The following is a 12,735-nucleotide window of genomic DNA, read 5'->3' as shown; positions in this document are numbered from 1 at the left end:
ATGGACAAGCACGACGACGATGTGACGGATCTGATCCGTGCCCGCGATGTACGCGGTTTCGAGTCCTGGGCGATGCCAAGCTTCGATCCGCCAAAACCGGAACCCGAGCCTGAGCCAGAGCCCGAACCGCCGGAAATGGAAGAAGTGCCGCTGGAAGAAGTCCAGCCACTGACCCTGGAAGAACTCGAAAGCATCCGTCAGGAGGCTTATAACGAAGGCTTCGCGACCGGCGAAAAAGAGGGCTTTCACAGCACCACTTTGAAGGTGCGCCAAGAGGCTGAGGTCGCCTTGGCGGCGAAACTGGCCAGCCTTGAGCAATTGATGGCGAACCTGTTCGAGCCCATTGCCGAGCAAGACACACAGATCGAAAAATCGTTGGTTGATCTCGTTCAGCACATCACCAAACAGGTGATCAAGCGCGAACTGTCCATCGATTCGAGCCAGATCGAACACGTCATGCGCGACGCCCTCAAGCTGTTGCCGTTGGGTGTCGACAATGTCCGCCTGTTCGTCAATCCGCAGGACTTCGAGCAGGCCAAAGCCCTGCGCGAACGTCACGAAGAAACCTGGCGCATTGTCGAGGATGAAGCGCTGATGCCGGGCGGTTGCCGGGTTGAGACGGCGCACAGCCGCATTGATGCAAGCATTGAATCGCGTGTGACGCAGGTTATGGACAAACTGTTCAATCAGTTGCACGAACAGTCCCTGCACCCGGCGGCGGCGGACTTGAGTCTGGACATTGCCGAAGACGTCAAACCGGCTGCCGTGACTGAAGAGCCGCTCGCGGACGCCGACGATGCGCCTTGAACGCACCAGTTTCGCCAAGCGCCTGAGCACCTACGCCGAGGCCACTGAAATTGCCGGGGCGCCGATTCTTGAAGGTCGCCTGCTGCGCATGGTCGGCCTCACGCTGGAAGCCGAAGGCCTGCGCGCCGCCATGGGTACGCGCTGCCTGGTGATCAACGACGACAGCTACCATCCTTCGCAGGTGGAAGCCGAAGTCATGGGCTTCTCCGGCAGCAAAGTCTTTCTGATGCCGGTTGGCAGCGTCGCCGGTATTGCCCCGGGCGCCCGCGTGGTGCCTTTGGCCGATACCGGTCGCCTGCCGATGGGCATGAGCATGCTCGGTCGTGTGCTCGATGGCGCCGGTCGTGCGCTGGACGGCAAGGGCGGCATGAAAGCCGAAGACTGGGTGCCGATGGACGGCCCGACGATCAACCCGCTCAACCGTGACCCGATCAGCGAACCGCTGGACGTCGGCATCCGTTGCATCAACGGTTTGCTGACGGTCGGTCGTGGCCAGCGTCTGGGTCTGTTCGCCGGTACCGGTGTCGGTAAATCGGTATTGCTGGGCATGATGACTCGCTTCACCGAGGCCGACATTATCGTCGTCGGGCTGATCGGTGAGCGGGGTCGGGAAGTGAAAGAATTCATCGAGCACAGCCTTGGTGAAGAAGGCCTACAGCGCTCGGTGGTGGTCGCGTCGCCTGCGGACGACGCACCATTGATGCGTTTGCGCGCGGCGATGTACTGCACACGTATCGCCGAGTATTTTCGCGACAAGGGCAAGAACGTCCTGTTGCTGATGGATTCGCTGACCCGTTTCGCCCAGGCCCAGCGGGAAATCGCCTTGGCCATCGGCGAACCGCCAGCGACCAAGGGTTATCCGCCGTCGGTGTTCGCCAAACTGCCGAAACTGGTGGAGCGCGCCGGTAATGCCGAAAAAGGCGGGGGTTCGATCACCGCGTTTTACACCGTGTTATCCGAAGGCGATGACCAGCAGGACCCGATTGCCGACTCGGCGCGGGGCGTGCTCGACGGTCACATCGTGCTGTCGCGGCGTCTTGCCGAGGAAGGTCACTACCCGGCCATCGATATCGAAGCGTCAATCAGCCGGGTAATGCCGGCGGTTGTCTCGGCGGAGCACATGCAGCGCGCGCAATATTTCAAGCAGCTATGGTCGCGTTATCAGCAGAGTCGCGACTTGATCAGCGTCGGTGCCTATGTCGCCGGTGGCGACCGCGAGACCGACCTGGCGATTTCCCTGCAAGCGCAGTTGGTCAGGTATCAGCGTCAGGGCCTGAACGACAAAATCAACATGGGCGAAAGCCAGGCATATCTCGAAACCCTGTTCGCCCCTGCGGCGGGCGGGTAACCGTTTATGGCCGTCAGCCGAGCCGCGCGCCTGGCGCCGGTGGTGGACATGGCCGAGAAGGCCGAGAAAACCGCCGTGCAGCGCCTTGGGTACTTTCAGGGTCAGGTCAAGGTCGCTGAAAGCAAACTTGCCGACCTGAACGCCTTTCGTCTGGATTACTCCGAGCAGTGGATCGTGCGCGGCAGCACTGGCGTGAGCGGGCAATGGTTGCTCGGCTTTCAGGGGTTTCTCGCGCAACTCGATACGGCTGTTGATCAGCAGCGCCAGAGCCTGGTCTGGCACCAGAACAATCTCGACAAGGCGCGTGACGAATGGCAGAAAGCGTTCGCCAAGGTCGAAGGCCTGCGCAAACTGGTCCAGCGGTATCGCGAAGAGGCGCAACGCCTGGAAGACAAGCGTGAGCAGAAGTTGCTGGATGAGTTGTCCCAGCGTTTGCCACGGCATGATCCGTTTTAAACCACTGCGACATCCCCTGTGGGAGCGAGCCTGCTCGCGAATGCAATCGGCCAGTTGACTGAAATGTTGACTGACACGACGCCTTCGCGAGCAGGCTCGTTCCCACATTTGATCCTGCGTTGCACCTTGCCCCTGCGTCTGCCAAGTGCTAAACCTTGTAGACGTTTGTTAATGACAAGGAAGCCAGTCAATGTCAGTCGTTACAGAAGTCTCTCCCGATGGTCACAAACTGACGATTTCAGTCAAAGGGCGGTTCGATTTCGGTCGCCATCAGGAGTTTCGCGAGTCCTACGAGCGACTCAATCAAAAGCCCGAGTCCATCGTGGTCGACCTGAAAGACGCCACTTATCTGGACAGTTCCGCGCTTGGGATGCTGCTGCTTTTGCGTGATCACGCTGGCGGAGACGACTCGCAGATCCGCGTCGTCAACTCTAACTCCGACGTGCGCAAAATCCTCGCCATCTCCAACTTCGACAAGCTCTTTGACATCAGTTGACGGCCATGCAGGCGCAAGAGCCGCTGATAATCCTGATCGCCGAAGACAGCGCCGCTGACCGGTTGCTGCTGTCGACCATTGTCCGCCGCCAAGGTCATGAGGTACTGACGGCGGCCAACGGGGCCGAAGCCGTCGATATCTTTAGCCAGCAGCAACCGAGTCTGGTGCTGATGGACGCGATGATGCCGGTGATGGACGGCTTCGAGGCTGCGCGGCAGATCAAGGCACTGGCCGGGGAAACGCTGGTGCCGATCATCTTCCTCACGTCGCTGACTGAAAGTGAAGCGCTGGCCCGTTGTCTGGAGGCTGGCGGCGACGACTTTCTGGCGAAGCCCTACAACCAGGTGATCCTTGCCGCCAAAATCAAGGCGATGGACCGCTTGCGCCGCTTGCAGGCCACGGTGCTGCAACAGCGCGACCTGATCGCCAAACATCATGACTACCTGCTTAATGAGCAGCGTGTTGCCAAAGCGGTATTCGATAAAGTCGCGCATTCCGGTTGCTTGAGTGCGCCGAACATCCGTTATCTGCAATCCCCCTACGCGCTGTTCAATGGTGATTTGTTGCTGGCGGCATACACGCCGGCGGGCGACATGCACGTGCTGCTCGGCGATTTCACCGGGCACGGCTTGCCGGCTGCGGTGGGGGCCATGCCGTTGGCGGAGGTGTTTTATGGCATGACAGCCAAGGGTTACGGCTTGTCCGAAACCCTGCGCGAGATGAATGCCAAGCTCAAACGCATTTTGCCGGTGGACATGTTTTGCTGCGCGACGCTGCTGTCCCTGAGCTTTCAGCGGTGCTCGGTTGAAGTGTGGAACGGCGGCATGCCGGACGGTTATCTGCACCGGATCGCCAGCGGTGAACGCATACCTTTGGCCGCACGGCATTTGCCGCTGGGTGTGCTCAGCCCGCAAGCATTTGATGACGGTACGCAAGTGCACCCGATGGCCGTTGGTGATCGGGTCTTTCTGTTGTCTGACGGGGTGATCGACACCAGCGATGCCAACGATCAATTGTTCGGTGTCGAGCGTTTACAGCAAGTATTTGCCGCCAACCGTGAGCCGGATCGGCTGTTCGAGGACATCGAGCGGGCGCTGCGGGATTTTCGCGGCGAGGCCCGCGACGATGTCAGCATGGTTGAGGTCAGTCTGCTGGAGCCTGAGCAGGTTCATCCGCCGGCGCCCATGTATTCCGACAGCGGCCAATTGAGCCCGCTGGACTGGTCGGTGAGCTTCGAATTCCGTGGCGCTACGCTCAGGCGTTACAACCCGTTGCCCTACCTGCTGCAATTGCTGTTGGAAGTGCACGGCCTGCGTACGCAAAGCGGCGCGCTGTACAGTGTGCTCGCGGAGTTGTATTCCAATGCGTTGGAGCACGGGGTGCTGGGGCTCGATTCCAGCCTCAAGCGCGATGCCGCAGGATTCGCCCGCTATTATGAACAGCGCAACGCGCGTCTGGAGGTCTTGCAGGACGGCTATGTGCGTGTGCATTTGCAGGTCAGGCCGCAAGGCGCGGGCGGCTGTCTGGTCATTCGTGTCGATGACAGCGGTAAGGGATTTGATGTGGCACGGGTGATGGAACGACCGCTGGACGGTGTCCGTTTGTCGGGGCGAGGTGTCAGCTTGGTCCGGCAATTGGGGCGCAACGCCCGTTGGTCTGACGAAGGTCGTAGTGCCCACGTGGAGTTTTTCTGGGAGGTTGAGGCATAATCCGCGCAATTCTTGATCAAGGAGTGAACAAGTGGCAGATAAACAAGTTGATCGCGAGGTACTCGATACCTTGCGCGAAGTGATGGAAGACAGTTATCCGGACCTGCTGGATACCTTCCTGAGCGATTCCGAAAGCCGTTTGCATGAACTGCAAAAGACCGCTGATGCGAGGGTTCTTTCGGAGGTTGCGCACAGCTTCAAGGGCAGCGCCAGCAATATGGGGGCTGTTCGACTGGCAGCGCTGTGCCAGGAGCTTGAGTCGGACGCAAAAAACAAAAGCCCGGCAGAAAACGTCAAACTGGTGGCTGAAATCAGCGGCGAATTTGCCAATGTGCGCCCTGTTTACGAAAACGAGCGACAGCACATCCACCTCCACTGACTCCTCCGTTCGGCGCTTTTCTCAAGTGTGGGGCAAACATGGCCCGGCGCTTGCTAATAACTCCATAACTGTACCTACGATCCCAGTGCAGCGGAGACCGTTTCATGCCTGCGACCCCCAACATTCTTCTTCAGAACGCCGCCCAGGCCAAGGCTCAGGCCGCGTCTGCCAAATCGTCGGCAATGGCCGCAGACGCTGGGGACAAGGCTACAAGCTTCGCCAAAGTGTTCGCCGATCAGGGCTCGAACAAGCCTGCGGTCTCTGCTGATAATTCGGTGAAATCGGCGCGCGACAAGGTTGCCGATACCGGTGGCAAAAAGGACGCCGGCACCGATCAGTCTGCCGCTCCCGAGCCGGCGGTTGCCGATAGCGGCAAGGCGTTGCCTGCTGATACAGCGGCATCGAGCGACGACAAGGCTGCCAGCGACGATGGCGCACAGACCCCGGTAGCTGACGCCACAGTGGTTGATCCGGCTTTGGACCCGGCGCTGGCTGCCATCGTGCAGCCGACCGTGACGGCGCCCGTCGTAGCGGCTCCAGCGGCCGCACCGGCCCAGGACGAAACTCTGGAAGTTGCCGTGCTGGCGAGTATGGTCAAAGACCCGGCGGCCAGCGCCGACAGCGATTTCGACCCTTCGGCCGATCCGCTTGACTCGCTGCCTGCCGTGCGGATGGCGATGGAGCAGGGTGGTCATATTTCCGCCGCTAGCCAGGCGCAGCCCAAAGCTGCGCCAGCACAGGCCGATGGTGAATTGACCTCGGCGCAGACGTTTGCCGCGGGCATGGCGAGCATGCTCGACGTGCAGACCGACAAGGACAGCACCAGTCAGCAGGGCGGTGACAAAGCCTTCAGCGGTCTGCTCGATGACGGCCTCAAAGACCTCAAGTCCGCCACCAGCGATACCCGCGTCGATGACTTCGCTAACCGTCTGGCAGCGCTGACCCAGGCCGCTACACCGAAGACCGCGAACGCAGTGCCGGTCAATCAGCCGATTGCCATGCATCAGAGCGGCTGGACCGAAGAAGTGGTCAACCGCGTCATGTATCTGTCGAGCGTCAATCTCAAGGCGGCGGACATTCAGCTGCAGCCGGCCGAATTGGGTCGTCTGGATATCCGCGTGAACATGGTCCCGGACCAGCAAACCCAAGTGACGTTCATGAGTGCGCACCCGAGTGTGCGTGAAGCGCTCGACGGGCAGATGCATCGCCTGCGTGAGATGTTCAACCAGCAGGGCATGGGCCAGGTCGACGTCAATGTGTCCGACCAGAGCCGTGGCTGGCAGGGTCAGCAAGGTCAGGAACAGGCGCAACAAGGCCAGAGCGGGCGCACCAGCGCTGGCGGTGGTCGACTGGATTCGGCAGATGAAGAATTGGCAGCCGCCGCTGTTGCTGAAGCAGCCGTTCAAACCACCAGCGTGATCGGTACCAGCGCAGTCGATTATTACGCCTGATAAAGCACTGATCGCCCTTGTGGGAGCGAGCCTGCTCGCGAATGCGGTTTAACATTCAACTTTTACGTCGACTGTTACATCGCTTTCGCGAGCAGGCTCGCTCCCACAGTTGTTTTATGGTGCCCGTCCTCCCCTCCAACACTTCTGGCATAACACTTGCTCTTGCCTTGCCGTGCGACTGTGAAAACCCGAATAGTGACGGATTATTGGCATGGCGAAGAGCGAAACAGCAGCAGTAAAAGACCCCGCAACCAAAGGCAAACTCAAGCTGATCATCGTGATCGTGCTGGCGTTGTTGTTGGCCATTGGTGCGTCCGTGGGGGCGACCTGGTTCTTCATGCACAGCGCTCAGAGCAAGCCTGCCGATGCCGCCCAAGCAGCGCCGGTCGGCAAGCAGCCGGCGATTTTCGAACCGATGGCACCCGCCTTTGTCGCCAACTACAACCAGAACGGCCGTCAGCGCTACATGCAGGTGAGCATCACCATGCTGGCGCGTAACCAGGCCGACCTGGAAGCGCTGAAAGTGCACATGCCGGTGATCCGCAACAACCTGGTAATGCTCTTCTCCGGTCAGGACTTCGCCACCTTGGCGACCCCGGTCGGCCAGGAAATGTTGCGCCAGAAGGCCACCGCCAGCGTGCAGGAAGTGGCGCAGAAAGAGCTGGGCAAAGTGGTGATCGAACAGTTGCTTTTCACTAATTTCGTACTGCAGTAGGAACACGACATGGCCGTGCAGGATCTGCTGTCCCAGGATGAAATCGATGCGCTGTTGCATGGCGTCGACGATGGTCTGGTACAGACCGATAACGCTGCCGAACCCGGCAGTGTCAAAAGCTACGACCTGACCAGCCAGGATCGCATCGTCCGTGGACGCATGCCGACTCTGGAAATGATCAACGAGCGTTTTGCCCGCTACACCCGCATCAGCATGTTCAACATGCTGCGCCGCTCGGCGGACGTTGCCGTCGGTGGCGTACAGGTGATGAAGTTCGGCGAATACGTGCACTCGCTGTATGTGCCGACCAGTCTCAACCTGGTCAAGATCAAACCCCTGCGCGGCACCGCGCTGTTCATCCTCGACGCCAAACTGGTGTTCAAACTGGTGGACAACTTCTTCGGCGGCGACGGCCGTCACGCCAAGATCGAAGGGCGTGAATTCACCCCGACCGAACTGCGCGTGGTGCGCATGGTGCTGGAGCAGGCCTTCGTCGATCTGAAAGAAGCCTGGCAAGCGATCATGGAAGTCAATTTCGAGTACATCAACTCGGAAGTGAACCCGGCCATGGCCAACATCGTCGGCCCGAGCGAAGCGATTGTGGTCTCCACCTTCCACATCGAACTCGATGGCGGTGGCGGCGACCTGCACGTGACCATGCCGTACTCGATGATCGAGCCGGTGCGGGAAATGCTCGACGCCGGTTTCCAGTCGGACCTCGACGATCAGGACGAGCGCTGGGTCAACGCCCTGCGCCAGGACGTGCTCGATGTCGACGTGCCGATCGGTGCCACCGTGGCCCGCCGCCAGTTGAAGCTGCGCGACATCCTGCACATGCAGCCGGGGGATGTGATCCCGGTCGAGATGCCGGACGAAATGATCATGCGCGCCAACGGCGTGCCGGCCTTCAAGGTCAAGATGGGCTCGCACAAAGGCAACCTCGCGTTGCAAGTGATCGAGCCGATCGAGCGTCGCTGAAGCGGCGCGTTTACCCCCACATTTAGCTGAATTTTTGCCCGCCGAGGACAAATGATGAACGACGATATGAACGCCCAGGACGATCAGGCACTGGCTGACGAATGGGCTGCTGCCCTGGAAGAGACCGGTGATGGTCAATCCGAAATCGACGCACTGCTGGCGGCCGATGCATCCAGCGGCTCGCGTCTGCCGATGGAAGAGTTCGGCAGCGTGCCGAAGAACAACGATCCAGTGACACTGGACGGCCCGAACCTGGACGTGATCCTCGACATCCCGGTGTCCATCTCGATGGAAGTCGGCAGCACCGACATCAACATCCGCAACCTGCTGCAACTCAACCAGGGTTCGGTGATCGAGCTTGATCGCCTGGCCGGTGAGCCGCTGGACGTGCTGGTCAACGGCACGCTGATCGCTCACGGCGAAGTAGTGGTGGTCAACGAGAAGTTCGGCATCCGCCTGACCGACGTGATCAGCCCAAGCGAACGCATCAAGAAGCTGCGCTGAGTGAAAAGGTTTCTCTGGGCTCTGCTGGCCTTGCCCCTGAGCGTGTTGGCCGCCGAACCGGTGGCTGGCCACGCCGCGCCTGCCGCTGCTACCGCACCGATGGTCAACAGTGGCGTGGCCGGGCAATTGACGCAGCTGGTGTTCGGCCTGCTGCTGGTGCTGGGGTTGATCTTCTTCCTCGCCTGGCTGTTGCGTCGGGTGCAGCAGGCGGGGCCTGCGGGCAAAGGGCAGGTGATCGAGCTGATTGGCTCGCGCGCGCTCGGCCCGCGTGACCGTCTGATGCTGGTGCAGGTCGGTAATGAGCAGATTCTGCTCGGCTTGAGCCCCGGCACCATCACCGCGCTGCACGTGCTCAAGGAACCGGTCGAGGTGCCGAGCACCAGCGAGAAAGCGACGCCGGAATTTGCCCAGCATCTGCTGAGGATTCTCGGCAAGGATCAGAAGGATAAGAAGTAATGGGTGCGCTACGCATCGTCTTGACGCTGGCCCTGATGCTGGCCGCGCCGCTGGCGTTCGCCGCCGATCCGTTGTCGATCCCGGCGATCACGCTGGGCACCAACGCCGACGGCGCGCAGGAGTATTCGGTCAGTCTGCAGATCCTGCTGATCATGACCGCGCTGAGTTTTATCCCGGCGGCGGTCATCCTGATGACCAGTTTCACGCGGATCATCATCGTCTTCTCGATCCTGCGTCAGGCCCTGGGCTTGCAGCAGACGCCGTCGAACCAGATCCTCACCGGCATGGCGCTGTTCCTGACGATGTTCATCATGGCGCCGGTGTTCGACCGGGTGAACAAAGATGCGCTGCAACCGTATCTGGCGGAGACACTCACCGCCCAGCAAGCGGTGGAAAAAGCCCAGGTGCCGATCAAGGACTTCATGCTCGCCCAGACGCGTACCAGTGATCTTGAGTTGTTCATGCGCCTGTCCAAGCGCACCGACATCGCCACCCCGGATCAGGCACCGCTGACTATTCTGGTGCCGGCGTTCGTCACGTCCGAGCTGAAAACGGCGTTCCAGATCGGCTTCATGATCTTCATTCCGTTCCTGATCATCGACCTGGTCGTGGCCAGTGTGCTGATGGCGATGGGTATGATGATGCTCTCGCCGTTGATCATCTCGCTGCCGTTCAAGATCATGCTGTTCGTGCTGGTGGATGGCTGGGCGCTGATTATCGGCACCTTGGCCAGCAGTTTCGGAGGTGTCTCGCCATGACGCCGGAAGTCGCGGTCGATATCTTTCGTGAGGCGCTGTGGCTGACCACACTGATGGTCGCGATTCTGGTGGTGCCGAGCCTGTTGGTGGGCTTGCTGGTGGCGATGTTTCAGGCGGCCACGCAAATCAACGAACAGACCTTGAGCTTTCTGCCGCGTCTGCTGGTGATGCTGGTGACCCTGATCGTCGGCGGTCCGTGGATCGTGCAGACGTTCATGGAATACATCATCGAGCTGTACAAAAACATCCCGATGGTCATCGGCTAAGCCATGCAGTCGCTGCTTCAGCTGACCGACACCCAGATCAGTTCCTGGGTGGCGACGTTCATGTTGCCGCTGTTTCGCGTGGCCTCGATGCTGATGGTCATGCCGGTATTCGGCACGACCCTCATCCCGCGGCGCGTGCGTCTGTATTTCGCCGTCGCAATCACCGTGGTGATTGTCCCGGGCCTGCCGCCGATGCCGGCGGTGAGTCCGCTCGATCTCAGTGGCTTGCTGCTGATTGCCGAGCAGATTCTGATCGGCGCCGTGCTTGGCTTTTCCCTGCAGCTGTTTTTCCAGGCATTTGCCGTGGCCGGGCAAATTGTCGCGATCCAGATGGGTATGGGCTTCGCCTCGATGGTCGACCCGGCCAACGGCGTTTCGGTGGCAGTGATCGGGCAGTTCTTCACCATGCTCGTGACGTTGTTGTTCCTGTCGATGAACGGTCATCTGGTGGTTTTCGAAGTCCTCACCGAGAGCTTCACCACGTTGCCAGTGGGTAGCGGGCTGATGACCGCGCATTATTGGGAGCTGGCCGGCAAGCTCGGCTGGGTCCTGGGGGCGGCGTTGCTGCTGGTGCTGCCGGCAGTGACCGCGTTGCTGGTGGTCAACATCGCTTTCGGCGTAATGACCCGCGCCGCGCCGCAACTGAACATTTTCTCCATCGGTTTTCCGCTGACCCTGGTGCTCGGGCTGTTCATCGTCTGGGTCGGTCTGGCGGATATTCTCAATCAGTATCAGCCGCTGGCCACCGAGGCCTTGCAGTTGCTACGCGAACTCGCACGGGCGCGCTGAGTCATGGCAGAGAGCGAAAGCGGTCAGGACAAAACAGAAGACCCCACGGAGAAACGTAAAAAGGACTCCCGTGAGAAGGGCGAGATTGCCCGCTCCAAAGAACTAAACACCCTTGCTGTAATGATGGCCGGTTCCGGCGCGCTGCTGGTGTTCGGCGGCATGCTTGCCGAAGACCTGATGGACCTGATGCGCCTTAACTTCACGCTGTCGCGCGAAGTGATCATGGACCAGGGCTCCATGGGCGCGTTTCTCTTGCAGTCAGGGAAACTCGCGTTGGTGGCGATTCAGCCGATCATGATCACGCTGCTGCTGGCCGCGCTGATCGGGCCGATTTCCCTCGGTGGCTGGCTGTTCGCAGCAGGCTCCATGGCGCCCAAGTTCAGCCGGATGAACCCGGGAGCCGGCCTGAAGCGGATGTTCTCGATGAAGGCCATCATCGAACTGCTCAAGGCGCTGGCAAAGTTTTTGATCACCTTGTCCGTGGCCTTGATGGTGTTGGCTGCGGACGTCGATGACTTGCTGCGTATTGCCCATGAGCCACTCGAGCTGGCGATCATTCACAGTGTGGTGCTGGTCGGCTGGAGCACGCTGTGGCTGGCCTGTGGCCTGATCATCATCGCGGCGGTCGATGTCCCGGTGCAGATCTGGGAGAGCATGAAAAAGCTCAAGATGACCAAGCAGGAAGTGCGCGACGAGCACAAGGATCAGGAAGGTCGGCCGGAGGTCAAACAGCGCATCCGCCAGACCCAGCGCGAAATGTCCCAGCGACGCATGATGGCGGCCATTCCCGACGCCGACGTGGTCATCACCAACCCGACCCACTACGCCGTGGCGCTGAAATACGATTCGGAAAAGGGCGGGGCGCCGATACTGCTGGCCAAGGGCAGTGATTTCCTGGCGCTGAAGATCCGCGAAATTGCCGTGGCCAATAACGTCATGCTCCTCGAATCGCCGGGGTTGGCGCGCTCGATCTACTACTCGACCGAACTCGATCAGGAAATCCCGGGCGGGCTTTACCTGGCCGTGGCCCAGGTATTGGCCTATGTCTATCAGATCCGCCAATACCAGGCGGGCAAGGGGAAGCGTCCGGATCCGCTCAAGGATGATTTGCCGATTCCTCCGGACTTGCGCCGCGATTCCTGACATTACCGTGATGAAACAAAAAAACCGCCGTCCCGATTGAACGGGACGGCGGTTTTTTATGCCTGACGGCAGCTCCTACAGGGAAATATCTGTGTAATTAAACCCCGTGTTCAGGGCTCAGCCCGGCAATTGCAGATTATCCAGCACCCGATTCACCGCCAGCTCCCCAAGCATGATCAGTTGCGCAATCCCCAGCAGTGTCCTGCGCTGCGACGCTGGCAAGAGGCGGGCGAAGTCTTGGGCGATGGTTTTGGCCGAGGCGAGTGTTTCGCAGGCATCGACCAGCAGTTCCTCGTTTTTTGAAATCGGCGGTAACGGCGTACATCCGGCGGGTTTGACGGGGCGGTGGCGTGGAGCCGGGTGGGCAGAGGTAGTGATCGAGGGCGCGGTCGGCGGCGTCGAGTTTTTTTGAATCGAGGGATTCGTAGGGAGAGGTGGGGTCGGTTTCGGGCGGGTTGGGCGTGGGTTTTATCATGGTGA

15 protein-coding genes and 1 pseudogene are annotated in these 12,735 nt (G+C 60.2%); 15 read left to right on the top strand and 1 reads right to left on the bottom strand.

Features of this window, described 5'->3' with window-relative positions; all coding sequences use genetic code 11:
- The 15 genes from fliH (at nucleotide 1) to flhB (ending at nucleotide 12,255) form a co-directional block, all read left to right on the top strand.
- A complete protein-coding gene (gene fliH, locus AB4P92_RS07610; protein WP_042558220.1) occupies nucleotides 1-807 on the top strand; it encodes a flagellar assembly protein FliH in 807 nt (268 codons plus the stop codon).
- Nucleotides 797-2,155, top strand: a complete 1,359-nt coding sequence (gene fliI, locus AB4P92_RS07605; protein ID WP_042558221.1) for a flagellar protein export ATPase FliI — start codon at nucleotides 797-799, stop codon at nucleotides 2,153-2,155. The genes fliH and fliI overlap by 11 nt, the downstream gene beginning before the upstream one ends.
- A gap of 6 nt (nucleotides 2,156-2,161) precedes the next feature.
- The gene (gene fliJ, locus AB4P92_RS07600) at nucleotides 2,162-2,611 is read left to right on the top strand and encodes a flagellar export protein FliJ (RefSeq protein ID WP_042558222.1); all 450 of its coding nucleotides are present in this window, start codon (nucleotides 2,162-2,164) and stop codon (nucleotides 2,609-2,611) included.
- 190 nt (nucleotides 2,612-2,801) lie between these two features.
- The gene (locus AB4P92_RS07595; protein ID WP_042558223.1) at nucleotides 2,802-3,107 is read left to right on the top strand and encodes an STAS domain-containing protein; all 306 of its coding nucleotides are present in this window, start codon (nucleotides 2,802-2,804) and stop codon (nucleotides 3,105-3,107) included.
- 5 nt (nucleotides 3,108-3,112) lie between these two features.
- Nucleotides 3,113-4,816, top strand: coding sequence for a SpoIIE family protein phosphatase (locus AB4P92_RS07590; RefSeq protein ID WP_395599202.1), 1,704 nt, complete (start codon nucleotides 3,113-3,115; stop codon nucleotides 4,814-4,816).
- 31 nt (nucleotides 4,817-4,847) lie between these two features.
- Nucleotides 4,848-5,195, top strand: coding sequence for an Hpt domain-containing protein (locus AB4P92_RS07585; RefSeq protein WP_042558224.1), 348 nt, complete (start codon nucleotides 4,848-4,850; stop codon nucleotides 5,193-5,195).
- 104 nt (nucleotides 5,196-5,299) lie between these two features.
- Nucleotides 5,300-6,646 (top strand): flagellar hook-length control protein FliK, encoded by a 1,347-nt coding sequence (locus tag AB4P92_RS07580; protein ID WP_395599201.1) that lies wholly within the window; start codon nucleotides 5,300-5,302, stop codon nucleotides 6,644-6,646.
- Between the two features lie 211 nt (nucleotides 6,647-6,857).
- On the top strand, nucleotides 6,858-7,361 hold the full coding sequence (gene fliL / locus AB4P92_RS07575; RefSeq protein WP_042558226.1) for a flagellar basal body-associated protein FliL: 504 nt from the start codon (nucleotides 6,858-6,860) through the stop codon (nucleotides 7,359-7,361).
- A 9-nt stretch (nucleotides 7,362-7,370) separates the two neighbouring features.
- Complete coding sequence (fliM, locus tag AB4P92_RS07570) at nucleotides 7,371-8,339, top strand: flagellar motor switch protein FliM (RefSeq protein WP_007920032.1); 969 nt, start codon at nucleotides 7,371-7,373, stop codon at nucleotides 8,337-8,339.
- 54 nt (nucleotides 8,340-8,393) lie between these two features.
- The gene (gene fliN, locus AB4P92_RS07565; protein ID WP_042558227.1) at nucleotides 8,394-8,843 is read left to right on the top strand and encodes a flagellar motor switch protein FliN; all 450 of its coding nucleotides are present in this window, start codon (nucleotides 8,394-8,396) and stop codon (nucleotides 8,841-8,843) included.
- Nucleotides 8,844-9,299, top strand: a complete 456-nt coding sequence (gene fliO / locus AB4P92_RS07560) for a flagellar biosynthetic protein FliO (RefSeq protein WP_042558228.1) — start codon at nucleotides 8,844-8,846, stop codon at nucleotides 9,297-9,299.
- Nucleotides 9,299-10,057 (top strand): flagellar type III secretion system pore protein FliP, encoded by a 759-nt coding sequence (gene fliP / locus AB4P92_RS07555; protein WP_016984314.1) that lies wholly within the window; start codon nucleotides 9,299-9,301, stop codon nucleotides 10,055-10,057. Before fliO ends, fliP begins: the two co-directional genes overlap by 1 nt.
- The gene (gene fliQ, locus AB4P92_RS07550; RefSeq protein WP_042558229.1) at nucleotides 10,054-10,323 is read left to right on the top strand and encodes a flagellar biosynthesis protein FliQ; all 270 of its coding nucleotides are present in this window, start codon (nucleotides 10,054-10,056) and stop codon (nucleotides 10,321-10,323) included. Before fliP ends, fliQ begins: the two co-directional genes overlap by 4 nt.
- A 3-nt stretch (nucleotides 10,324-10,326) precedes the next feature.
- On the top strand, nucleotides 10,327-11,112 hold the full coding sequence (gene fliR / locus AB4P92_RS07545; protein ID WP_042558230.1) for a flagellar biosynthetic protein FliR: 786 nt from the start codon (nucleotides 10,327-10,329) through the stop codon (nucleotides 11,110-11,112).
- 3 nt (nucleotides 11,113-11,115) lie between these two features.
- Nucleotides 11,116-12,255, top strand: a complete 1,140-nt coding sequence (flhB, locus tag AB4P92_RS07540) for a flagellar biosynthesis protein FlhB (RefSeq protein WP_047300265.1) — start codon at nucleotides 11,116-11,118, stop codon at nucleotides 12,253-12,255.
- 117 nt (nucleotides 12,256-12,372) lie between these two features.
- Here the strand turns inward: flhB and AB4P92_RS07535 are convergent.
- Nucleotides 12,373-12,730: pseudogene (locus AB4P92_RS07535) on the bottom strand (DUF6124 family protein).
- Nucleotides 12,731-12,735 lie beyond the last annotated feature (5 nt).

Source organism: Pseudomonas sp. A0308 (assembly GCF_044218815.1).
In the GTDB taxonomy this organism is placed as follows: Bacteria; Pseudomonadota; Gammaproteobacteria; order Pseudomonadales; family Pseudomonadaceae; genus Aquipseudomonas; species Aquipseudomonas iridis.
This window is presented reverse-complemented; position numbering and strand designations above follow the sequence as displayed.